The sequence below is a fragment of the Pseudoruminococcus sp. genome (assembly GCF_047012705.1).
Taxonomy (GTDB): Bacteria; Bacillota; Clostridia; order Oscillospirales; family Acutalibacteraceae; genus Pseudoruminococcus.
Genome location: NZ_JBKXNW010000007.1, coordinates 12,569 through 35,516 on the forward strand (window position 1 = coordinate 12,569; position 22,948 = coordinate 35,516).

General features: G+C 36.6%; 22 protein-coding genes and 1 other annotated feature. Of the genes, 1 reads left to right on the plus strand and 21 read right to left on the minus strand.

Translation table 11 applies throughout. The features are described 5' to 3' along the window. Positions 1-142: 142 nt before the first annotated feature. The gene (locus tag ACLU24_RS08005) at positions 143-1,357 is read left to right on the plus strand and encodes a cofactor-independent phosphoglycerate mutase (protein ID WP_412611668.1); all 1,215 of its coding nucleotides are present in this window, start codon (positions 143-145) and stop codon (positions 1,355-1,357) included. 125 nt (positions 1,358-1,482) lie between these two features. On the opposite strand, the gene ACLU24_RS08010 is transcribed toward ACLU24_RS08005, so the two are convergent. From ACLU24_RS08010 to ftsZ, 21 genes are all read right to left on the minus strand, one after another. Continuing rightward, positions 1,483-2,787 carry an aminotransferase class I/II-fold pyridoxal phosphate-dependent enzyme gene (locus tag ACLU24_RS08010; protein WP_412611671.1) on the minus strand — a complete coding sequence of 435 codons (1,305 nt, stop codon included), beginning with the start codon at positions 2,785-2,787 and terminating at the stop codon, positions 1,483-1,485. Between the two features lie 10 nt (positions 2,788-2,797). Beyond that, positions 2,798-3,007, minus strand: a complete 210-nt coding sequence (locus ACLU24_RS08015) for a helix-turn-helix transcriptional regulator (RefSeq protein ID WP_412611672.1) — start codon at positions 3,005-3,007, stop codon at positions 2,798-2,800. 3 nt (positions 3,008-3,010) lie between these two features. Continuing rightward, positions 3,011-3,313: a DUF6442 family protein gene (locus ACLU24_RS08020; RefSeq protein WP_412611674.1), complete on the minus strand. Its 303-nt coding sequence runs from the start codon at positions 3,311-3,313 to the stop codon at positions 3,011-3,013. 235 nt (positions 3,314-3,548) lie between these two features. Beyond that, a complete protein-coding gene (locus ACLU24_RS08025) occupies positions 3,549-4,145 on the minus strand; it encodes a ribonuclease M5 (protein WP_412611676.1) in 597 nt (198 codons plus the stop codon). Next, positions 4,142-5,191 (minus strand): DNA polymerase III subunit delta, encoded by a 1,050-nt coding sequence (holA, locus tag ACLU24_RS08030; protein ID WP_412611678.1) that lies wholly within the window; start codon positions 5,189-5,191, stop codon positions 4,142-4,144. Before holA ends, ACLU24_RS08025 begins: the two co-directional genes overlap by 4 nt. Continuing rightward, positions 5,179-7,467 carry a ComEC/Rec2 family competence protein gene (locus tag ACLU24_RS08035; RefSeq protein ID WP_412611681.1) on the minus strand — a complete coding sequence of 763 codons (2,289 nt, stop codon included), beginning with the start codon at positions 7,465-7,467 and terminating at the stop codon, positions 5,179-5,181. The genes holA and ACLU24_RS08035 overlap by 13 nt, the downstream gene beginning before the upstream one ends. Positions 7,468-7,513: 46 nt before the next feature. Further along, positions 7,514-8,062, minus strand: a complete 549-nt coding sequence (locus ACLU24_RS08040; protein WP_412611684.1) for a GNAT family N-acetyltransferase — start codon at positions 8,060-8,062, stop codon at positions 7,514-7,516. Position 8,063: 1 nt separating this feature from the next. Next, a complete protein-coding gene (locus tag ACLU24_RS08045) occupies positions 8,064-8,408 on the minus strand; it encodes a histidine triad nucleotide-binding protein (RefSeq protein WP_412611686.1) in 345 nt (114 codons plus the stop codon). A gap of 438 nt (positions 8,409-8,846) precedes the next feature. Continuing rightward, positions 8,847-10,517 carry a DNA repair protein RecN gene (recN, locus tag ACLU24_RS08050; RefSeq protein ID WP_412611689.1) on the minus strand — a complete coding sequence of 557 codons (1,671 nt, stop codon included), beginning with the start codon at positions 10,515-10,517 and terminating at the stop codon, positions 8,847-8,849. Positions 10,518-10,528: 11 nt separating this feature from the next. Continuing rightward, positions 10,529-10,990 (minus strand): arginine repressor, encoded by a 462-nt coding sequence (argR, locus tag ACLU24_RS08055; RefSeq protein ID WP_412611691.1) that lies wholly within the window; start codon positions 10,988-10,990, stop codon positions 10,529-10,531. 95 nt (positions 10,991-11,085) lie between these two features. Continuing rightward, positions 11,086-12,303, minus strand: a complete 1,218-nt coding sequence (locus ACLU24_RS08060) for a hypothetical protein (RefSeq protein WP_412611693.1) — start codon at positions 12,301-12,303, stop codon at positions 11,086-11,088. 29 nt (positions 12,304-12,332) lie between these two features. Next, on the minus strand, positions 12,333-13,202 hold the full coding sequence (locus ACLU24_RS08065; protein ID WP_412611696.1) for an NAD(+)/NADH kinase: 870 nt from the start codon (positions 13,200-13,202) through the stop codon (positions 12,333-12,335). 51 nt (positions 13,203-13,253) lie between these two features. After that, on the minus strand, positions 13,254-14,072 hold the full coding sequence (locus ACLU24_RS08070; protein WP_412612011.1) for a TlyA family RNA methyltransferase: 819 nt from the start codon (positions 14,070-14,072) through the stop codon (positions 13,254-13,256). Then, complete coding sequence (dxs, locus tag ACLU24_RS08075) at positions 14,044-15,939, minus strand: 1-deoxy-D-xylulose-5-phosphate synthase (RefSeq protein ID WP_412611699.1); 1,896 nt, start codon at positions 15,937-15,939, stop codon at positions 14,044-14,046. The genes ACLU24_RS08070 and dxs overlap by 29 nt, the downstream gene beginning before the upstream one ends. Positions 15,940-16,032: 93 nt before the next feature. After that, a complete protein-coding gene (locus tag ACLU24_RS08080) occupies positions 16,033-16,905 on the minus strand; it encodes a polyprenyl synthetase family protein (protein WP_412611702.1) in 873 nt (290 codons plus the stop codon). Further along, entirely contained in the window at positions 16,898-17,104 is a 207-nt protein-coding gene (locus tag ACLU24_RS08085; protein ID WP_412611705.1) for an exodeoxyribonuclease VII small subunit, read from the minus strand. Before ACLU24_RS08085 ends, ACLU24_RS08080 begins: the two co-directional genes overlap by 8 nt. Positions 17,105-17,109: 5 nt before the next feature. Then, positions 17,110-18,327, minus strand: coding sequence for an exodeoxyribonuclease VII large subunit (gene xseA / locus ACLU24_RS08090; protein ID WP_412611708.1), 1,218 nt, complete (start codon positions 18,325-18,327; stop codon positions 17,110-17,112). Further along, the gene (locus ACLU24_RS08095) at positions 18,327-19,265 is read right to left on the minus strand and encodes a tRNA (adenosine(37)-N6)-threonylcarbamoyltransferase complex transferase subunit TsaD (protein ID WP_412611711.1); all 939 of its coding nucleotides are present in this window, start codon (positions 19,263-19,265) and stop codon (positions 18,327-18,329) included. Before ACLU24_RS08095 ends, xseA begins: the two co-directional genes overlap by 1 nt. Next, the gene (gene nusB, locus ACLU24_RS08100) at positions 19,265-19,696 is read right to left on the minus strand and encodes a transcription antitermination factor NusB (protein WP_412611714.1); all 432 of its coding nucleotides are present in this window, start codon (positions 19,694-19,696) and stop codon (positions 19,265-19,267) included. The genes ACLU24_RS08095 and nusB overlap by 1 nt, the downstream gene beginning before the upstream one ends. Positions 19,697-19,708: 12 nt before the next feature. After that, on the minus strand, positions 19,709-20,935 hold the full coding sequence (tyrS, locus tag ACLU24_RS08105) for a tyrosine--tRNA ligase (RefSeq protein ID WP_412611716.1): 1,227 nt from the start codon (positions 20,933-20,935) through the stop codon (positions 19,709-19,711). 52 nt (positions 20,936-20,987) lie between these two features. Continuing rightward, positions 20,988-21,219 (minus strand) — a binding site (T-box leader). Between the two features lie 419 nt (positions 21,220-21,638). Then, a complete protein-coding gene (gene ftsZ, locus ACLU24_RS08110; RefSeq protein WP_412611718.1) occupies positions 21,639-22,895 on the minus strand; it encodes a cell division protein FtsZ in 1,257 nt (418 codons plus the stop codon). Positions 22,896-22,948: the final 53 nt, after the last annotated feature.

Here is a 22,948-nt window from a genome sequence, read left to right on the forward strand (position 1 = left end):
ATATAAGCTATAATTAAGCTTTCAACAAATAGATATTTTCTATATCAATTATTAATTAGTACTTGCTAATTTGCTTTCATAGTAATATAATATTTATGCAGGATAAGTAAATTATCCTAAAGTTAAATTTGGAGGATTTATAATGAAATACGCAGTTGTTCTTTGCGATGGTATGGCTGACAGACCTGTACCGGAACTTAATAATATGACACCTATGCAGGCTGCAAATAAGCCTAATATGAATTATCTCGCTTCCAAAGGTGAAGTTGGTTTGGTTAAAACAGTTGGTGCCGGTTTAAAGCCTGGTAGTGACGTTGCTAATCTTTCTGTTCTTGGTTATGACCCTGCAATTTATTATTCAGGTCGTTCTCCACTTGAGGCAGCAAGTATCGGCATTGACCTTAAGCCTGATGATGTAACTCTCCGTTGCAACCTTGTCACACTCTCAGATGAACCAAATTACGAAGATAAGACTATGGTTGACTACTGTGCCGGAGATATTTCCACACCTGAAGCAGAAAAACTTATCAAATACATTGATGAAAAGCTTGGCTCTGATAAATTCAAATTCTATGCGGGTGTAAGCTATCGTCATTGCCTTGTTTGGGCAAAAGGTGAACCACACCCTGGAATATTGACACCTCCACACGATATTTCTGATAGAAAAATTACTGAATATATTCCAAAGGGCGATTATGTAGCTGAGCTTTATGATATGATGAAGAAAAGCTATGATTTACTTATGGAACACCCTGTAAACAAAAAGAGAATTGCTGAGGGCAAGCGTCCTGCAAACTCAATATGGCTCTGGGGCGAAGGTACTAAGCCAAAGCTCGATAGCTTTAAGGGTAAATTTGGCAAATCAGGTTCTATGATTTCTGCTGTTGACCTCCTCAAGGGTATTGGTAAGTGTGCAGAAATGAATGTTTGCCAAGTTGAGGGTGCAACAGCTTACATAGACACAAACTTTGATGGCAAGGTTCAGGCTGCCATAGACGAACTCAAAAAGGGACAAGATTTCGTTTATATTCATATTGAAGCTCCTGATGAATGTGGCCATAGAGCTGAAATTCAGAACAAAAAGCTTGCTATTGAAATTATAGACGAAAAGATTCTTGCTCCACTTCTTGCATACTTAAAGGATTGTGGAGATGATTACAGCGTGATGGTTCTTCCTGACCACCCAACACCAATCTGCTTAAAAACCCATACATCTGACCCTGTTCCATTCCTTATCTACAGAAGCAATGATGAGAAAAATAGCGGTGTTTCTACATTCTGTGAGGAAACAGCAGAAAAGACCGGACTTTATATTGAACCAGGTTGCACACTTATGAATAGATTCCTCGCTGAATAATATAATAAATTACAAACAAACCAGCCATAGCTCAAAAATAAGCTATGGCTGGTTTTATTATATCTTTTATTTCATAACACTTTGAAAAGGCTCGAACGAAACTTTTAATCTTTACTGAATTTGCATTAAACCAAAACCTTTACAAATTCATTCAAGCAATTATAAGATTCTATAATTTCACCCGGCATATAAACAGGTATTCCGGGCGGACAAGGACAAGCTGTATCTGCTGAAATTCTTCCAATCGCTTTTTCTCTTGGAATAAATTCGCTCTTTTTGAGAACAGCCTCTCTTAAACTCGTCACACACTTTGGCAAAGAAATTTCAGATTTTTCTTTTGCAATAAAATCTTTATCAAGCGTAATGAGTGATTTAATAGCATTTCTAAGCTTGATAAAATCATTTTCAGAATTAAACGGAGTGCATATAAATACAACATTTTCATAATCAGCAAATTCAGGTTCAACACCCATACTCCTGAAAAATTCTCCTGCCGATTCTCCTGCAATTCCGATAGATGCGGTATTCAAAGATATTCTTAAAGGATCGCATAAACCATCAGGCTGTAATATTCCTAAGCTGTCGGCTAAAATCTTGATTTCTGCAATTACAGGCTCAAGCCTTTTATAAATATTTGCATTTTTAGAAATATAATCTGCACAAAGGTCTATCGAAGCCATTATCGGATACGGAGGACTTGTTGAAGCAAAAAGCGACATTGCCTCCTTTGCCCCTTCGATAAATCTATCATCGTTAATATTCAGCAAAGCTCCGCCCGTCAGAACAGGGAGTGTTTTATGCACAGAACAAGCAGTCATACTCGCTCCAAGCGTTATAGGGTGAATATCTTTAGAAAGAAATTTCAGATGTGAACCATGTGCATTATCCACCAAGAGCGGTATATTATATTCCTTGCAAACCTTAGAAATTGCAGTTATATCAGAAATTTCTCCATAATAGGTTGGGCTTGTAATATAACAACCGCAAATATCAGAATTTTTAGTAAGAGCCTTGCGAACATCTTCAGCATAAATTCTACCCGTAAAAGCTCCATTATTCTTTGGTAAAATCCATATAGGCTCAACTCCAAGAAGTGCCATAGCATTAACTGCACTTCTATGTATATTTCTTCCGCAAAGAAGTTTTCCTCCGTTCATAGTTGCAAGTCTTATCATTGTCATAATCGCAAGAGAACAACCACAAGCAGATATAAGCGTTCTTTTCACATCAAAAAGTTTTGCAAGATTTTTTTCTGACTCAAGAATAACACCACTTGCCTCAAAAAGAGCATCTGTATCGGGTAATTCAGTATAATCAAGTTCCAATAATTCTGAGTTTATTATTCCTGATGACTTATGACCAGGAGTGTGGAAAGATGACCTATTCAATCTTTTATGATTGACAAGTGCATTATATAAAGGAGTATTCATAAAATCACCACTAATCTAAATAAAATAATTCTTCAAATTTCTTATCCAAAGCTACACAAAGAACTATTGCAAGCTTGGCTGTTGGACAAAATTGTCCTGTTTCAATAGAGCTTATTGTATTTCTTGAAACGCCAACCATTTCTGCCAGTTGTGTTTGAGAAAGCTTTTTTTCTGTTCTCGCTTCCTTTAAGCGGTTTCGTAAAACCAATTCATCTTTCATATTTTAATGCCCTTCAACATATCTGATTATTCCAATTATACAACAAATCATAGATATTATACCTGTAATTAAGCAACTCTTATCCTTTGTCTTTATAAAACGATATATCATACCTACCATAACAGAAGCTGTAACAGTAACAAATAAATCCATCATTGGTAAGCCCTGCTCTGAACGAATAAATGCAAAAATTGCAGCAACAAATACCATTGTGATATATGTCCATTTCATAGACTTATCTTTCACAACGCCTTCCATTTCATCGCCTGATTTTCTGCTTTTGGCAAGAATTTCTTCCCTATTCATATTATAACACCTCTGAATCATTTTCCAAGTTTACTTGGTAAGATGATTATAGCATTGCCAAGAAAACTTGTCAATAGATTTTGCAAAGTTTTCTTGGCAAATTTTCATATGCTAATAATACATAGCAAAAAAGCAGGCAAACTAAATTCACCTGCCTAACACCCATAATATATTCTATCCTTCTGCTTTTACTTACAAAATTGGTATAAAAAGTAATTCGAGCAACATTTTTATTTTAAAAATAAAGTTCTTCCATAAGGTCTATAAACTCATCTCTTGTCATTAAGCAATTCAAAACTCCGAGAATTGAGTTTGTAGTCATGTTTTCCGGAAGATTCAGACGCTTTTTAAGTAATTCTCGTCTTTCTGAGGAATTACTTCCTCCGGTCAAGCCATAAACAAAAAAATCCGCCTTTGTAATTTCTTCTCTCTCGACAAACTCTAAATCACTGTCTTCACAGCTTGCACCACATTTTCTCAAAGCTTCAAGTATAAGCTCTTTAGAAACTCCTTCTACACCAAGTTTCCCCTCTTTTGAACGCTTATCCTTGCGTTTTTCTTTGCCAAAAATATCAGGGATATATGCGTGTTTAATCTGTTTCTTAGGCACAGAACCTTTCAAAAAATTTCTTATAACAAAGCCTGCAGAATCGCTATCCGTAAGAACAATTATTCCACGCTTTTTTGCAAGCTCACGAATAAGATATTGCCGCTCCTTGTCATTAAAAATTCCGAAACCGTTTGTTGTTATAATCAAACCGTCAATTATCGAGGAAAGCTTTATCTTATCATACTTTCCCTCAACTATAATCGCTTCCTTAACTTTAATCATTTACCGCTATCCTCTTTTACAATCAGAAGTATTTTTGCAATCAACATTTCTAAAACAGTACGCTGATTACCCACATTAGATTTAAGCCTTATATCAGCATAAGCAATCGCATCAAGAATTTTAGAAATTGCCTTATTTGAATATTGCTTCATATCTCTTTCAGCATTTCTAAGCCTAAATTCTTTACCCTTATATGGAAAAATATCCTTTAAAGCACTTGCCTTTTCACCGCTCTCAATAGCTGTTCTCACCCTATAAATATCTACAAAAGCAGAGCTTAAAACACCTAATATAACTTCAGGCTTTTCTCTCTGATAGAACAGTAAATCAAGCTGTTTATAAGCTGAATTATAATCTCTTCTGATTATCGAATCTGACAAGGCAAATATTCTTGCTTCCGTATTTCTCACAGCAACAGCTTTAATCGCATCATCAGTTATAATTCCCGAGCCGACATATGCACATAGCTTTTGAGTTTCATTTTCAAGTGTATTCATATCAGTGCCACAACTTGCAACAAGTTTTGCAGCATTTATTTCGTCAATCTCACAGCCAAGCTTTTTTGCCCAAGATATTATATTTCTTTCAAGAGCAATTTCTCCTCTTTTTTCACAACGAAGAACTGTTCCGAATTTTTCAGCCATTGTTGAGAATTTCTTAGTCTTGTTTATTTTTTTGCCGTCTGATGTCAAAGTAGGCTGAGAAAAAATCAACACTGTACTTTCCGGCAAATCAGAACAAAAAGCTATCAGACTTTTGAGGTCACTTTCAGAAAGGGATTCAAAATCAAAATCATTCACACATACACAGCGTTTTTCACTCATAAGCGGCAACTGTTCTGCGGCATCAGCAATGCTCTGTAAATCCGCATCTCCCGAAAGAATATCGCTGTCAAAATCTGATGATTTTTTTCCTATAAGCTTTGAGCAAAGATATTCCGTATACTTTTTAACAAGATATTTTTCTTCGCCATATATCAAATATAATTTTGAAAAATTTCCTGCTAAAATTTCTTTTTTAAAATCCTGTTCATTTAAGACAGCCAATTATTCTCACTCCAAATTGAAACTTCACCGCTCTGCGAAATCCTCATACGAATATTATCTTCAAAGCAAGTCGCATAAATTGTATCACATATGCTTTCTAAATTGCTATATGGTTCATATACATTTTCATCACTGCAAGAAAGTATAATTTCAGCAGGTCTTAGCAATTCATAATGTTCTGGCAACTCACTCATAACACAAATTGCTGAATTAAGCCATTCTTTTGGCATCTCCGAGCAATCTCCACCATTAGGTATAACAAGTATATCAAAATCTCCAGAAAAAGTAAAATGCGTAAACACTCCGCTTTTTGTTTCTATACTTGTAATTTTATAATCAGGTAAGCTGACATTATTCTGTATATCAGGCTTATATTCAATAATTTTTCCCTTTGTTTCTGCAAGATTTAATAAATTTTCATCAGCTTTTTTACTATCATATATGCCGATATTATTTACAGAATAATCTTGCAAAATCTCATCAGCATTTTTTGAATAGTACGAGCTTGGTTTTGTAATCATAAGATATTCAAATTCAGAAATTCTTCTTGTTTCTAAATATTCAAATAAATCATAAGCCTTACTGCCGCCATATGTAACCATAGAATTATTTCCGCTTGAACTTACTGCAATATTTATTCCGTTATTACAATCAGCAATATAAACTGAAATTCCTGTCATCATATAAATGTCATAAACAAGAATCATCAGAACAAGCGTTGCAATTCCGATTATTGCTGTAAATTTCACTGCAAATCTACGATTTTTAAGCTTTCGCACAATAAAATAAGCAAAAATCATAATAACCAACCAAAATGGTACAAATGAGTAATTCAGTCTGATAACCGAAAATGGCAGATTCGCAATAGCCTCTGTCCAAAACATAATATATTTTGCAATAAACTCACAGACAAACATTATTGGCACTGTCAAAAATGATAGGATTCCGGAAAAACTGAAAAGCACTGCAATTATTCCGCAGGCTATCATAATACTTGCTGGATATGAAATCAGCAAATTTGATATGACAGAATAAATCGGAAATTGCTTGAAAACTATAAGCGTTACAGGAAGTGTAAATACAGTCGCAGAAATTGTCATAGCTATAACTGATACTATCGAGGAAACAAATTTTTCAGCCTTCTTTTTCGGAATAATTCTTCTCAATGAAAATTTCTTAAATCTTCTTGGCTTTTTCTGTTGCAATCTTTCAAGTATATTTGTTTTAATTCTTTCAGATGCACAGAAAATTCCGAAAGTAGCTCCAACAGACATTAAAAATCCAAAGTCTGCACAGCTATATGGATTCAAAAGGCATATTACAAGTACAGAAAAGCCTAACGAATTAAATGGTTCGGGACTTCTGAATATCATAAGTCCGATTAAGAATATTATCTGCATTATTCCTGCTCTGACAACTGTCGGAGAAAATCCTGTAACTGCCATAAATACAAGCAATGCAAAGATTGATAATCCTGCACCAATACGCTTTCTACGAAAAATTGCTGCAAAAATCAGCATAAAAAGCTGTGCCACAATCGTTACATGAAATCCGGAAACCGACATTAGATGTGACACACCCGCCGAGGAAAACATTTCTTTTTCATCGGTTGTAAAGCTATGTTTATCACCGAGCATAACTGCTGTAAGCAAATTTGCACAATCCTGTGGCAAATATTTAGAAATAACGCCTTTTATATTTCTTCTAAGCAAAATAAAGTTATAATAAAACGGTTTTTCATAAACCTTTTCAGTCATAACTCCGCTATAATGCTTTATTGCACCTCGCAAAAAATATCCCTTAGAAATATCATAATTTCCAAAAACAGAATCACCATTTTGATATAGAGAAATTTTGGCATCAAGTTCATCATAAACATCAACATCATACAAAACGCTTGAGCTTGCAAGGATTTTAAATCCAGAAAGTTCTGAATTTCTGATTTTCGTAACTTCTAAAGGATAGTAATATTTTCCGTTGCTTTCGTAAACTTCATCACATACTGTTGCAGTAATTCTCTGTTCTGTACCTGAAAAATCTTCAACAGTTTTCAACTTATGCTCCACGAATGTTGAAAACATAAGCATTGAAATAGCTGCAGTTATGAATATAAATAGTAATGCGATTCGTTCACGCAGTTTTTTGACAAAAAGAGATACAACAAACAAAACCGCTAAAGCACCCGAAATAATATATGCAATATTTGAGCCAACAAATAAAGCGACCATAAGGGCAACAAGATAAGTAAATCCCAATACTGCAAATGGACGCTTCATAATATTCCTCCATAAAAATGAATACTTCAGCCTTTAGTATTAAAAATCAATCCAAAATTTCCATCTTAACAAATCTTCTGAACATCTTTCCAAGATATTCGTCAAACATATCTGCGTAGTCCTCAGGCTTAATTTTATCGCCTAAGCCAAGCAAATCATAAACAACGCTTGCCTCTCTCAGCTTGCAGTTAAGGTCATGAAAACCGTTCTTCTCATAAAATTTCTTGCGGTTAATTCTCTCAATATAATTCTCAGCCTTTTCATCTATTTCTTCAATCGCAAGAAAAAGATTTCTACCCTTATACTTTTCTTTCAATGCACCAAGAACACCACTTCCAAAGCCATTTCCTCTTGCTTTATCATCAATAGCAAGATAAAACAGATATGAAATATCTCTGTAACTCAGCACATAGGCAAGACCTACCCATTTATCGCCGCTATACGCCGCCCAAAAGTCTACATTATCCTTTTTTGATTTACGCATAAGCAAGCCAAATGGTGCTTTTTCATCGGCAGGAAAAGCCGATTTATAAAGCTTCTTAACGCTTTTATAGTCTGGTAATTTTCTATTAAGTCTTATAAGTTCAATACTCATATTATGCAAGCTCAGTATTAAGCTTTTTACCTCCCAAAAGGTGGAAATGGATATGAAAAACAGTCTGACCGCCGTCAGCACCACAGTTATTTACAATTCTATAACCGCTTTCATCAACACCAAGTTCTTTTGCAATCTTAGCTGCTGTTACATAGATATGAGAAATAAAACCAGCGTTTTCCTCTGTTAATTCATTAGTAGAAGCAATATGCTTCTTTGGAATAATTACAACATGAATCGGCGCCATTGGTGAAATATCGTGAAATGCGAGTATTTCATCGTCCTCATAAACTTTTTTTGAAGGAATCTCTCCCTTAACAATCTTACAAAAAATACAATCTTCCATTTTAAAAATCTCCTTTTGTAATTTTATATAGCTAAAATACTAAATTGGTTTTCAAAAACTCACTACCACTCAAATATTACACTTATCTAAGACAATTAAAAGTTTTGCTCAAGCCTTTTGCGGTGAGCCGCCGCAGCCAAGACGCGTTCTAACTTTTTTGTTAAATTATTGCTTGCTATTCGCGTTGAAGCTATTTATAAATACAATTATTTTAAGCTCGCAGGGTTGAGGGACAGAGTCCCTCATGGGTTTTAAGGGCAACGCCCTTAACATTCTTTGCTCCCAAATCGGTGGACAAAGTCCACCGATTAAATTTCTCTTATCAACAACATTAGTCAAAAAGTTGACAAGAGATTTTAAGGCCCTCGCCCCTAAAACCCACCAAAGGCTTAACCTAAACTTTAAGTTTTTTAGGGCAGTGCGTTAACTAAGCGTAGTTTAGATGTTTTCACCAGCTATTAGCATTTCTTCAGCGTAGTCCAAAGATGCTTTTGTCATCTCAGTACCGCCAATAATTCTTGCAAGTTCCTGTTTTCTTCCCTCATGGTCAAGTTCTTCAACTTTCGTAAAAGTCTTTTCATCTCTAACGCTTTTAGAAATCTTAAAATGTGAATTTCCCATTGCTGCAATCTGTGCCAAATGAGTTACACAAAGAACCTGTCTACTTTTTGAAACCTCTCTTAATTTCAAGCCAACCTTTTGTGCGGCACTTCCACTAATACCTGTATCAACCTCATCAAAAATCAGCGTATCAATATCGTCTTTATCTGAAAGAACATTTTTAACAGCAAGCATCATTCTTGAAAGTTCACCGCCTGACGCTATCTTTGAAATAGGCTTAGGAGGTTCTCCGGGGTTAGTTGAAATAAGAAATTCAATATTATCACAACCAAGAGAATTAAGCTCGCATTTTTCTTGCACAACAACAAGCTTTACATTCGGCATATCAAGAAAAGCCATTTCCTCACAAACCTTATTTGCAAATTCTGCTGATGTTGCCTTTCTTTTTTCAGATAAGGCTTTAGCAAGCTTTTCTGCCTCTTTATAAGCCTCATCACATTCTTTTATAAGATTCTCTCTGTTCTCATCATACATAATGAGAGCATTAAGTTCTTTTTTAGCTTTATCAAGAAAATCAAGCATTTCCTTAATTGTAGAGCCGTATTTTTTACCGAGAGTGTAAATAAGATCTAGCCTTTCCTCTATATTATCAAGTGAACCGCCATCTGTATCGACTAAATCTGTTAAACCTGTAAGTTCAGAAAGACAATCCTCAAGTTCATAAATTGCTGATTCTATTCTTGAATTTATCGGTTCAACCTCGCTCATATATTCTGAAATATCAGAAAGCTGTGAGTTTATCTCTTGCAAATTTTCAAGAACGCCTGAGCTTTCATCATCGCCATTCATCAAAGCACGAGAAGACATAATGGCCTCGAGAATTTTTTCGCTGTTCTGCAAAACTGATTTTTGTTCGTTAAGCTCCTCATACTCTCCGTCACGCAAATCTGCATCCTCAAGCTCATCTATCTGATACTTTAAGAGGTCGATTTTTCTTTCTCTTTCGCTTTCATCAACAGTAGCTTTTTTAAGCTCGGCAGAAAGCTTTTTATATTTCTTATAAATCTCTTGATAGTCTTCAATTTCATTTTCCAAGCCTGCAAGCTTATCTATATAGGATATGTGCAGTTCAGGCGACATAAGTTCATAGCTTTCATGCTGACCATGTATATTTATAAGCTGAACTCCGATTTCTTTCAGTGTTGAAACTGTTGCAGGTCTGCCGTTTATTCTGCATTTATTCTTGCCGGTCGTACTAATCTCACGCTGAATAAGAAGTTCTCCATCCTCAAGCTCAAAACCCGCCTCATCAATAACAGCAAGAGCTTTTTCAGATAAATCTGTAAATTCCGCACTGACAAAAGCTGATGACGCACCTGTACGAATCAATTCTTTAGAGGTTCTATTACCCAAAACGGCATTTATAGAATCTATAACAATAGACTTACCCGCACCAGTTTCGCCTGTCATTACATTAAGACCTTTTTTGAAGTCTATGCTTGTTTTTTCGATAACTGCAATATTTTCAATATATAAATTTGAAAGCATAAAAATTCCCCTTATACCTTACCGGAAGAAATAAATCTCTTCAACTCAGTAACAAGAGCAAGAGAAGCTTCCTCTCCCCTTGTTGCTATAAATATTGTGTCGTCACCTGCGATTGTTCCTACGACCCCCGGACGATGAACATTATCAAATGCAGCACATACCGCCTGTGCCATACCGCTATGTGTTTTTAGCACAACTATATTAAGAGAATAATCAACACTTGTTACAGAGCTTGTAAAAATACTAAGTACCTCTGATGGAATTATTGGATTTTTCTGTGGTGCAATAGCATATTTGTAGTTTCCGTCACCGGCAGGAATCTTTATAAGTCTGAGTTCCTTAATATCTCTTGAAACAGTAGCCTGAGTTACATTAAAGCCTTGACCTCTTAATTCATTCAGAAGTTCCTCTTGAGTTTCAATTCTTTTATCCTTTATAAGTTCAAGTATTTTTGTTTGTCTTCGTGCTTTCATCAAATCACCATTCCTTATGGAGTATATCTGCAAACAAGCAGAACTTGGATTAAATTTCTAAAAGCCATTTTTATTGATATTACTTTTAAATAACATCAATCCCAATATTTATCAATAATTCTTTTAACTGCATCATTTTGGTCTTCACACTTAACAAGATAGTCAATAAAGGCTTTTTCTACATCTTTATCATTTTTTATAAAACTTAATCGCCTTGCTGCATAAACTTTAAGTTTATATTTAATTCTTTCAGAGTAAGTATTTATACACTTGATTTCGGTTTGTTTATCACCTTTAATTAAGACTTTTATAAGTTCGCATAACTCACAGTTGCCATTTTCATATGCATATTCAAGAATAGCCATAAATTCTGCATATTCATATACATCAGGATATTGTTTTGCTGAATAAATGTAAATATTCTCCCAATTTCGTTTTATAATAGAACCGTCATTTATATTAAAATCATCATAAGATTTCTTCAATTTAAATTCAGTTTCATTTGGCAAATATTCGGGAGGAATGTCAGACTTTTTAATTTCTATATCTGAAAAAAGTAGCCTATCATTCAACCAATTATAATTACTAAATGCAATAATTACAATAGCATTAAGCGGATCCCCAATAATGCTTGCGGCGGCAGCTTTATGATGTCCGTCAATAACCGCACTAAGATATCCAGAAAAATTATAAATCAATGCTCTTGGTTTAATTTTTCCCTCTTTATATATTTCCTTATAATATTCTACTCTTTCAGGGTTAAAGCAATCTGTACTTTGCGTAGGATAAAGGAATACAGGCTGACCATTCATATAAGCATAATCCATATCAGGCACAAGCACACCGGCAGTTGCAACTTTTTCAGTTGGTTCATTAAAAATCCCCCAAAAGAAGTCACCCTCTCCGTCTGTCGGAAAGCATACTGCATCTGCAATAACATACAAACCGCTATCAATCAGGGTGAGAATTGGATTTAAAGCATCTATTGCATATTCAAGTGATACAAAATCCTCATTTAGTACACTGCGAATCTCTTTCAATTCCTGACAATCTGCATTTTCTATTCCATAACCAGTTGCTAAAATTGAACTGCAAGTCGGACAATATGGGACGTCCATTTTTATTAACGGTACTTTATTTAAGCTCATTTCAGCATAAGAACCATAATTAGGACTTTCACATATTCTTCTGTTTATTGTCAGCTTTGAGCTTCCTGAAATATACACAAGCTTGGCTTCGTTAATTAGCGGTGTATCTTCTTTAAGTTCCAAATCCTTAATAACTTTCACATACTTACCATCTAAATCCAACACATCACCTCCCAAAGTTTTAACTTTCGAGATTAAAAATCTCTCTCGGAAAATTTATCCTTCAAAACTCTGTAAAAGGTCTTGTCTTTAAACAAAATCAACTCTGCATATATTTTCGCAGTAGTTATAACTACTGTATCGTCAGCAGTTATTGGAATTGTAGTTTCACCGTCTATTGTAAGTGTTAAATCTGTATCCTCTCTTGAAGCTGCATTAACAAGAATTTCAGATAACGGGTTAAATAACACAGGTCTTGAAAATAAAGAATGTGAACAAATAGGCGTCATAAGTATGCACGACATAGACGGCTCTATTACAGGACCTCCTGCCGAAAGTGCATAAGCACTTGAGCCCGTCGGTGTTGATACAATAAGACCATCTGCACGATAATGACAGATATAGCTTTTTTTAAGCCAGACATCAAGGTCGATAATCTTCGTCATAGAACCACGAGAAATTACCGCATCATTCAAGGCAAAGAATGATTTGCTCCCACTTTTAGATTTCAGTGTAACCTTTAGCATTTGTCTTTTTTCAACAGTATAATCTCCGGAAAAAAGCCTTTCAAGCATAGGAAGTTCATTCGGTTCAAGTTCGGCAACAAAACCAAGTCTGCCCATATTTATTCCAAGGAGCGGTTTCTGAAAATTTGCGGCGTGTTTAGCGGCGTGAATTATAGTACCGTCACCGCCAATAGTTACAACAGCATCACATTTTTTTACAAGTATTTCATGTGATTCAAAAAAAGCTATATCCTTATCAGAATATTTTTCCGATAAGTCGGCTGTCATTAAAATTTCACCACCGAATGATTTAAGAAGTTTTATAGCTTCAAGCGATTCTTCATATGCTCCATTCTTTGTAAGGTTTGGTATCAAGGCAATTTTTTTTAATGCTCTCATACTTACCTCCCAACTGCTTAATCATAAACAGCACAAAATATAAATTTCTGATTATGTTTTATCCAGAGTTGAATGTGAAAGCTCTGCAAGAGCCTTTATGTCAATACCGTCAACAGCCTTTGGATTATCTGATTTTCTTATGTAAATCAAATATTCTATGTTTCCCTCAGGACCTTTTATCGGAGAATAATCCAAACCTAATACATCAAAACCGTTTTCAAGACAAAAATTATAAATTTTTTCTATAACCTCAATATGAACGGATATATCTCTTACAACGCCTTTTTTGCCAACCTTATCTCTACCCGCCTCAAACTGCGGTTTAATCAAACAAACAGCCTCGGCATTATCTGCAAGAAGATTTCTGACAGGTGGCAGTACAAGACATAATGAAATAAACGCAACATCAACACTGAAAAATTCAATTTTATCAGGAACTTGTTCTTCGGTAATATATCTGACATTTGTGCGTTCGAGATTTACAACTCGTTCATCGTTGCGAAGCTTCCAATCAAGCTGACCATAACCTACATCAACGGAATAAACCTTTTTAGCTCCATTTTGCAACATACAATCTGTAAATCCACCTGTTGATGCACCAACATCCATAGTAATTTTTCCGTCAAGCTTCAAGTTAAAAGCTTTCATAGCCTTTTCAAGCTTCAGACCACCACGACTTACATATTTCAGCTTATTTCCTCTAAGCTCTATTTTTACATCATCGCCATAGGTAGTTCCCGGTTTATCTGCCTTTTGATTATCAGCATAAATCTGTCCTGCCATAATAAGTGCCTTAGCCTTTTCTCGACTTTCAGCAATGCCGTATTCAACTACAAGTTGGTCAAGTCTTTTCTTTGCCACAAAACTCACCGTCACATTTTATTTTCTTTAAAATTACTTCTTCCATTCCGTCAGTATCAAGCTTATATTTTTTTAGTGCTGAGGCAACTGTAGATTGTTCAACATACTGGTCGTCTATTGCAGTTAAAATATATTTTCCAGTAAAATCGCTTTCAATAAGCTTACATAGAAAATGTTCTCCAATTCCGCCACAGCTTATGCCTTCTTCAAAGAAAAAGCAGTATTTAAAATCTTTTGCTCCGATAACAGCACCACTGTTAATCGGTTTAACAGTATTAAGCTTTAATACGCAAGCAGAAATTCCTTGTTTTTCAAGTCTTTCCATACATTCACACGCAAATGAAAATAACCTTCCGTATGTAATTATAAGTATATCACTTTTTTCATCTCCGAAAAAGACATATTTTGAATCTTTTATCAGAAAATTTTTAGGTTTATACAATTCTCTGCCACGAGGATACCTGACTGCAACTATTTCACTTTCATTATAAATAGCGTTTTTAAGCATAAATCTAAGTTCGTCGAAATACGAAGGGCATAGTATTGTCACATTTGGAATATTATTCAAAAACGAAGTATCAAATAAGCCTTGATGCGTCTTACCGTCCTCACCGACAATTCCTGCTCTGTCTATTGCAAGAATAATGTGAAGCTTTTGAATTGAGGCATCGTGTATAATCTGGTCATAACTTCTTTGCAAAAAGGTTGAATAAACCGCAAAAACCGGAATCATTCCGCCCATAGCCAAACCACAGCCAAATGTAACTGCATGTTCTTCAGCTATACCAACATCGAAAAATCTGTTTTTATATTTCTGTGCAAAGTTTGATAAACCGGTACCAAGCTGCATTGCCGCAGTTATTGCACAAACCTTCTCATCTTTTTCTGCAATCTGACAAAGAGTTTCTCCGAAAACATCAGAATAAGATTTTGAACCACCATTTGTAAGACCTGTATCAACATCAAAAGGTGCTGTTCCGTGAAAGCCTTTCGGATTTTTTTCTGCAAATTCATAGCCCTTACCCTTAGTTGTAACTGCGTGAATAAGAACAGGACCTTTTTTTCTTTTAGCAGCATTTAATGCAGTAATAAGTTCGCCTATGTTATGACCATCAAAAGGGCCATAATAATAGAAACCCATATCCTCAAAAATAGTTCTGCTCTTAAACAATCTACGCTTTATGAAATTCTTTAATCCCCTGAAAAATACAAGCAATCCTTTACCAACAGCAGGAATTTTTGTAAGAAATTTTTCAACCTTCGATTTGGTATTTAGATATGATGGATTTATTCTTATGCTTGTAAGATATCTTGCCATAGAACCGACATTTTTAGATATAGACATCTTGTTATCATTAAGTACAACAATAAAATTTTTCTTTGAGCGTCCTGCATTATTCAATCCCTCAAAAGCAAGACCCCCGGACAATGCGCCATCGCCTATAACCGCAACAACATAGCTGTCATCATCATTTAGAATATTAGCACATTGAAGTCCATAGGCTGCCGAAATTGATGTACTGCTGTGACCTGCACCAAAGGCATCATTTGGATTTTCCAAGTGTGACGGAAAACCCGAAAGCCCGCCTTCTTTACGCAAAGTATCCATCTGTTTATATCTGCCTGTAAGCATCTTATGTGCGTAACATTGATGTCCAACATCAAATACAATCTTATCCTTTGGTGAATCAAAAACTTTATGTAAAGCAACCGTAAGTTCAACAACCCCAAGGTTTGGAGAAAGGTGTCCGCCATTCTTAGACACAACAGAAACAATCTCTTGGCGAATTTCATCCGAGAGATTTTCAAGCTCTTTAACCGAAAGATTTTTTATATCATGCGGTGATTCAATTTTTTCAAGAAGCTTATCTTCCATTTTCACTTACTCCATCATAGCAAATTAATATTGCAATAAGTTATTTTATATTATATCACTAGTTTTTATGTCGTACAAGTTTTTTAATAATTGTTATTTATTACGATTAAGTAGACTTATTGCAAGCTCACGAAGTTCTGCTGATTCGTCTTTACCAAATATATCAAGTGCTTTAACAGCGTCATCAGTTAATTCCTTAGCAAGCTGACGGCACTTTTCTTCACCATAAATTGACATAAAGGTTGTCTTTTCGTTTTCTTCGTCGCTGAGAATAGGCTTTCCAAGAACCTCAGGAGTAGAAACAACATCAAGTACATCGTCAATAATCTGGAAAACAAGTCCTATTTTACCACCAAATTCTTCTGCGGCTTTAAGCTTTTCATCATCTGCTCCAGCAGCAATACAACCAAGCATACATGAAGCCTTTAACAAAGCTCCTGTTTTTTTACCATACATTTTTTCTAAGATTTCAGCCTCAACCTTTTTGCCCTCAATGCTTAAATCTATGAACTGTCCTCCTACCATTCCGCTGACACCCGCAAAGCTTGCAAGTATTCTTCCGGCGTCTGCAACTGCCTTAGCTGAGGTTGCCTTAACAGCCTTTTCTGAAAGAACGGTTTCAAATGCCAATGTAAGTAATGCATCGCCTGCCAAGAGAGCAGTATCCTCTCCAAAAGCACAGTGGTTTGATGGTCTGCCCCTTCTCATATCATCGTTATCCATACAAGGCAAATCATCATGAATAAGTGAATATGTATGAATCATTTCTACTGCACAGGCAAAGGCAAGTGCATTTTCAGGATTACCTCCGCATGCCTTACAAAACTCAAAGACAAGCTTAGGACGAATTCTTTTTCCACCGGCCATAAGGCTATATTCCATAGAATCTACAAGGCCTTTGACATCATTATCCTTTATCAAAAACTCATTAAGAGCCTTTTCTATCATCTCTGAATATTCATTCATCAGCATTTTCCTCCTCTAAATCAGAAAGTTCAGTAATCTTCTGTTCTGCATTTTTTAATGTTTCATAGCAAGCATTTGAAAGCTTTATTCCCTGTTCAAAAAGCTTTAGCGATTCCTCAAGGCTGGTTTCTCCGCTCTCAAGCTTTTCAACTATTTCACGCAATTTTGTTATATTAGTTTCATAAGAAATCTTTCTCATAAGAATTATCCTTTCTCATCAAGAGTAATCGCTCTAACTTCACATTCTGCTTTTCCGTCTGAAAGTTTAACCGTAATATTTTGACCGATATTTAATTCTTCTGCACTTTTTATAACTTTATTCTTATTCTGAATAATACTGTATCCTCTCGAAAGAACCGAAAGTGGGCTTAAAGCATCAAGTTTCGCAGAAAGAGCCGCAAATTCTCGCTGATTTTCTGAAAGGATAGCCTTAAAAGCCTTAATCATATCTGCTGAAATCACATCGAGTTCATTTTTGCGTATATTTATAAACTCCTCCGGACTAAGCAACACTTTTGATGACGCTAAATTATCAAGTTCCTGTTTTTCAAAATCTATTCGTCTCTGCATAATAGCAGGCAAACTATCTTTTACGCTTTTAAAATATGAAAGCAATTCTGCCATATTTGGTGTGGCGAGTTCTGCCGCCGCTGATGGTGTAGGTGCTCTTAAATCTGCCACAAAATCGCAAATTGTAAAATCCGTTTCGTGACCGACCGCAGAAATTATCGGTATATCCGATTCAGCAATAGTTCTTGCAAGCTTTTCATCGTTAAATGCCCATAAATCCTCAATAGAGCCACCGCCTCTGCCTATGATTATAACATCGGCAGCATTTGCTTTATTAAATCTTTCAACAGCGTCAATAAGCTGTGCCGAAGCATTCTCTCCTTGAACTAGTACAGGGCAGAAAACCACCTCAGCAATAGGATACCTTCTGCCAAGAATATTCAAAATATCCTGAACAGCCGCTCCGGTTGGAGAAGTTATAACGCCAATTCTTGTTGGATATGCAGGAATAGGCTTTTTTATATCCTCGCTGAAAAGTCCTTCAGAAGAAAGTTTCTTTTTAAGCTGTTCATAAGCAAGATTCAATGCACCAATTCCGTCAGGCTGCATATCTTCAATGTAAAGCTGATATTGTCCGGTAGCCTCATAAACAGAAACTCTGCCTCTCGCAATAACCTTCATACCTTCTTCAGGCTTAAAGCGAAGATGTCTTGCATTTCCTGCAAACATAACCGCACGAACAAGAGCCTTATCATCCTTGAGTGAAAGATAAATATGCCCCGAACGATAATGGTCAGTAAGATTAGATATTTCTCCTGTTATATAAATCTCTCTGAGAGCAGGACTTTCATCAAGCAATGACTTTATATAAAAATTAAGCTGTGAAACTGTTATTACAGAATTTACTGCCATTATTTCTGCTCCTTTTCGTGTAATTTGTTTGCAAGTATAGCAACACCAGATGCATTATCGCTTGAAAACTTAGGTTCGGCAAAAAGAGCACCATATTTTTCCTCAAAATGCTTTCTGATAATTGAATTAGACATAACTCCACCAGCATATACAAGCGGAAGCTTACCATATTTTTCAAGCAGAGCCTCTGTCATTTTGTCAAGCGTTTTCTGTATATTCATAAGACACGCAAAAGCCACTTTTTCTGATGATGCACCGTCAGCCAACATTCTTGCACAGATGTTTTCAACACCGGAAAGGCAACAATCTGCACCTTTAAGAGTAGCTTTTGCATCAACTTTTCCGCTATACTTCAAAGCGAGCTTTTCAAGCTCTGAACCACAAGGAAAGTGTAGTCCGAGCATTACTCCGACTCTATCTACAAGCTGACCTGCATTAAGGTCGAGAGTTTTTGCGATAATCTCAATATCAAGTGGACTTTCCGTACCCTTATGAACTAAGAGCGCCTCTGTTGTACCGCCTGAAACATGAAAAGCAATGAATTTTTCATTTATCAATTCAAGCTTTTTAGCTGAATACAGAGCCGCCGCAATATGACCTGCCTGATGTGAAACCGTATAAAGCGGAACTCTCAAAGCCTTAGCTAAAATTCTTGCAGAATTAACTCCAACCGTAAAGCAAGGCATATATGAGCCTTCAACATCACGCGGTCTTGATGAAACAGCTATTGCATTAAGCTTACCGTTAAAGCCTTCAAAAGCCTCATCAAAAACATCTGCAAGCTGATTTGTATGGTGAAATACGGCATCACTCTGTCTTAAACCTCTTTCGCCGTCCTTAACAGGCAAAAGCTTTTTGCAATTTTTAAGGATATTCTCCCCATCATAAATAGCAACAGAGGTTGTATAATTGCTTGTATCTATTCCGAGAGTAAGCATTATTTTTCACCATTATTCTTTGCTGAACGAGCTACTCCACCAAGCACACCATTAAGGAAAGAGGCGTCCTTTTCTGTTGCATATTTCTTGCAAAGCTCAACAGATTCATTGATAGAAACGCTTGTAGGAACATCTTCAACAAACATAATCTCGAAAGTAGCTATTCTCATAAGTGTAAGCACAACACGAGAAATTCTGCTCTTGCTCCAACCCTTGAGATTTTTTTCAATAAGCTCATCAATAGCCTCAAGATTATCATAAACACCATTTGTAAGGAGCTTTGTAAATTCTCCGATAGACGCGTCACGAGCCTCAACAGCGCTATCGAAAACCTCATCTGAATCATCGTCTTTAAACATACGCTCAAACACAAGTGTAAAAGCTTCTTCTCTTTCTTGGCGTCTGTTAGTTAATTTCTTATTATTTTCCATAGCTTAATCCCCTCATTTCAGAATTATCTTATGAAATACCTTTTTACCCTTTTTAACTACAATATAACCCTTTTCAAAGTCAGCAGCTTTAACTGTATAGTTAGGGTCAGTAATCTTTTCACCATCAACAGATAATCCGCCCTGTGTTACAACTCGTCTTCCCTCAGCCTTTGACGGAACTATTGCAACCTTTACAAGCAAATCAAGAATACCTACCTCGCCATCTGTTAAATCGTCAGCAGAAATTTCTGTCTGAGGCATATTATCTGTATTGCTTCCCTTTGCAAATAATGCTCTTGCACCATCAAGTGCCTTCTTAGCTTCTTCTTCACCATGAATAAGCTTTGTAAGTTCAAATGCAAGAATCTCCTTAGCCTTATTAAGCTCCTGTCCCTCTAACTTTTCAAGTTCCTTAATCTTATCAAGTGGCAGGAATGTAAGCATCTTCAAGCACTTAATAACATCGGCATCAGCAACATTTCTCCAATACTGGAAAAATTCAAATGGGCTTGTCTTATCAGCATCAAGCCATACTGCGCCCTTTTCTGTCTTGCCCATCTTCTTACCCTCAGAATTGAGCAAAAGCTTGATTGTCATAGCGTGTGAATCCTTGCCAAGCTTTCTTCTTATAAGCTCAGTACCGCCGAGCATATTGCTCCACTGGTCATCTCCGCCAAACTGCAAGTTACAACCGTACTCTTGGAAAAGCTTATAGAAGTCATAACTCTGCATAATCATATAGTTAAATTCAAGGAAGCTAAGTCCACGCTCCATACGCTGTTTGTAACATTCAGCAGTAAGCATACGGTTAACGCTAAAGCAAGCACCAACCTCTCTCAAAAGCTCAACATAGTTAAGATTAAGGAGCCAATCAGCATTATTTACCATCATAGCTTTACCTTCGCCAAACTCAATAAAACGGCTCATCTGCTTTTTAAAGCAATCACAGTTATGCTGAATAGTTTCTTTAGTCATCATCTTACGCATATCAGTCTTACCTGATGGGTCGCCAATCATAGCTGTACCCCCACCGATAAGTGCGATAGGTCTGTTTCCTGCCATTTGAAGTCTTTTCATAAGACAAAGTGCCATAAAGTGTCCAACATGAAGGCTGTCTGCTGTTGGGTCAAAGCCGATATAAAATACTGCCTTTCCCTCGTTTACAAGCTTTCTGATTTCTTCCTCATTAGTTGTCTGAGCGATCAGGCCACGCTCTTGAAGTTCTTCATATACTCCCATTGATTTCTTTCCTTTCTAAAAATAAAATAATAAAACCCTCTGCAAATATAATGCAGAGGGCGAATATCGCGGTACCACCTCATTCACTGTTCAGCAAATGAACAGCCTTACGGCAAAAGCCGTTGCACAATAACGAGTGCCAACCGTCCCTCACTACGCAATTAAATAATCTTCGCAAGGGATACTCAGAGATGTATTTCATACGCCGTTCCGAATGGCTTGCACCAACCGCCACATCTCTTTGCGGAACAAATCATATTACTTCTTCTCATCGACGCATTTTAGATATTTTTATAATTATACACATTTTTTCTATAAAAGTCAACACAACTATTTAATGTACGTTCGATATAAATTAAAAGTTTTGCCTAAGCCTTTTCAAAAGCTTACAGTTTCCAAAAATAGTCCACCTACGGCAGAGTCTTTGGTTGCCGTCCTCAGACAGCGAAACACTTTATGCTCCACAAAACACAGAAATGTTTTTCGTAGAAAATCCTCGCAGGAGGTTCCCTGTAGGTGTCTATCCACTGCGAAAACACAAAATCAGTTTCTCAAGCAAAACTTCTACGTTCTCAATCAACTTATGTTATCGCAAATAACGAAATTATCAAGGTAACTGATATGTTAGGGGGGAACTACTGATAAACGAAAACGGTAAGCCATTAGACTTACCGTAAATTTCATTATTATTCAATTATTTATCTTATCTATTGAAGATAGACATAATATCATAGAATGAATCATCGTCATCATTTGGAGCAGCGTTTGTTGTTTGTTGTGCTTGCTGCTGTGGCTGTGCAGGCTGTTGTCTTTGTGGACGCTCCTGCTGTGCAACTGGCTGCTGTCTTGGAATTCTTGGCTGATTAAAACTGCTCTGTTGTACAGAAGCCTGCTGTGTTGTTTCAGCCTGTTTTGCTGAAGGGTCTCCCGGTGTAGCACCAAGCTGATAAGGAGCTTTGTTGCTTACAGGAGCAGTGCCTGATGGCTTAACCGCTGCATCAGCTGTTGTAGGGAAACCTGTTGCAATAACAGTAACACTGATTTCGTCTTCCATCTGGTCATTGAACGCAGCACCCCAGATGATGTTTGCATCTTCGTCTGCCTGTTCAGCAATCATAGTAGAAGCAATGTTGATTTCCTCAAGACTAATATCAGGTGAAGAAGTGATATTGATAATAACACCCTTAGCACCATCAATAGCTGTTTCAAGAAGCGGACTTGAGATTGCATTTGAAGCTGCAACCTTTGCCTTGTCCTTACCGGAAGCTCTGCCGATACCCATATGAGCATAGCCAGCATCTTTCATAACTGCCGTAACATCAGCAAAGTCAAGGTTAACAATACCAGGAAGAAGAATAAGGTCAGAAATGCTCTGAACGCCCTGACGGAGAACATCGTCAGCAGCAGCAAAAGCATTTTGAAGAGTTATAGCTTCTTCGCTGACATACTTAAGTCTTTCATTAGGAATAACAACAAGAGAATCAACCTGCTCTCTGAGAGCAGCAATACCCTGTTCAGCCTGAGCCATTCTACGCTTGCCCTCAAATTGGAAAGGCTTTGTAACGATACCGATTGTGAGGATACCCATTTCTCTTGCAATCTCGGCAACGATAGGAGCTGCACCTGTGCCTGTGCCACCGCCCATACCTGCGGTAATGAATACCATATCAGTATCCTTGAGTGCGTCTGCGATTTCATCTCTGCTCTCGTCAGCAGCCTTCTGTCCGATAGAAGGCATAGAACCAGCACCCTTGCCGTGTGTAATCTTATCGCCAATCTGAATCTTTTGTGTAGCCTTTGAACGACCAAGAGCCTGATGGTCTGTGTTAATAGAAATAAATTCTACACAGCTGACTCCTTCATTAACCATACGGTCAACAGCGTTTCCGCCGCCTCCGCCTACACCGATAACCTTTATATGTACGATGTTATTCATCTCTTCTTCAAACTCGTAAGGCATATTTTTGCTCCTCTCAATTCGACATCATGTTTTTGCCAGCGACAACTTTCGCT

What these genes read in the sequence shown, in the direction of transcription:
- ftsZ (WP_412611718.1), bottom strand. Translation starts at nt 22,895, where the DNA reads ATGCCTTACGAGTTTGAAGAAGAGATGAATAACATCGTACATATAAAG.
- ACLU24_RS08035 (WP_412611681.1), bottom strand. Translation starts at nt 7,467, where the DNA reads ATGAAGCGTCCATTTGCAGTATTGGGATTTACTTATCTTGTTGCCCTT.
- ACLU24_RS08005 (WP_412611668.1), top strand. Translation starts at nt 143, where the DNA reads ATGAAATACGCAGTTGTTCTTTGCGATGGTATGGCTGACAGACCTGTA.
- dxs (WP_412611699.1), bottom strand. Translation starts at nt 15,939, where the DNA reads ATGGAAGATAAGCTTCTTGAAAAAATTGAATCACCGCATGATATAAAA.
- xseA (WP_412611708.1), bottom strand. Translation starts at nt 18,327, where the DNA reads ATGGCAGTAAATTCTGTAATAACAGTTTCACAGCTTAATTTTTATATA.
- ACLU24_RS08045 (WP_412611686.1), bottom strand. Translation starts at nt 8,408, where the DNA reads ATGGAAGATTGTATTTTTTGTAAGATTGTTAAGGGAGAGATTCCTTCA.
- ACLU24_RS08095 (WP_412611711.1), bottom strand. Translation starts at nt 19,265, where the DNA reads ATGCTTACTCTCGGAATAGATACAAGCAATTATACAACCTCTGTTGCT.
- recN (WP_412611689.1), bottom strand. Translation starts at nt 10,517, where the DNA reads ATGCTTTCAAATTTATATATTGAAAATATTGCAGTTATCGAAAAAACA.
- ACLU24_RS08065 (WP_412611696.1), bottom strand. Translation starts at nt 13,202, where the DNA reads ATGAGAGCATTAAAAAAAATTGCCTTGATACCAAACCTTACAAAGAAT.
- ACLU24_RS08040 (WP_412611684.1), bottom strand. Translation starts at nt 8,062, where the DNA reads ATGAGTATTGAACTTATAAGACTTAATAGAAAATTACCAGACTATAAA.
- ACLU24_RS08020 (WP_412611674.1), bottom strand. Translation starts at nt 3,313, where the DNA reads ATGAATAGGGAAGAAATTCTTGCCAAAAGCAGAAAATCAGGCGATGAA.
- argR (WP_412611691.1), bottom strand. Translation starts at nt 10,990, where the DNA reads ATGAAAGCACGAAGACAAACAAAAATACTTGAACTTATAAAGGATAAA.
- tyrS (WP_412611716.1), bottom strand. Translation starts at nt 20,935, where the DNA reads ATGGGAGTATATGAAGAACTTCAAGAGCGTGGCCTGATCGCTCAGACA.
- ACLU24_RS08010 (WP_412611671.1), bottom strand. Translation starts at nt 2,787, where the DNA reads ATGAATACTCCTTTATATAATGCACTTGTCAATCATAAAAGATTGAAT.
- ACLU24_RS08015 (WP_412611672.1), bottom strand. Translation starts at nt 3,007, where the DNA reads ATGAAAGATGAATTGGTTTTACGAAACCGCTTAAAGGAAGCGAGAACA.
- ACLU24_RS08025 (WP_412611676.1), bottom strand. Translation starts at nt 4,145, where the DNA reads ATGATTAAAGTTAAGGAAGCGATTATAGTTGAGGGAAAGTATGATAAG.
- ACLU24_RS08085 (WP_412611705.1), bottom strand. Translation starts at nt 17,104, where the DNA reads ATGAGAAAGATTTCTTATGAAACTAATATAACAAAATTGCGTGAAATA.
- nusB (WP_412611714.1), bottom strand. Translation starts at nt 19,696, where the DNA reads ATGGAAAATAATAAGAAATTAACTAACAGACGCCAAGAAAGAGAAGAA.
- ACLU24_RS08080 (WP_412611702.1), bottom strand. Translation starts at nt 16,905, where the DNA reads ATGAATGAATATTCAGAGATGATAGAAAAGGCTCTTAATGAGTTTTTG.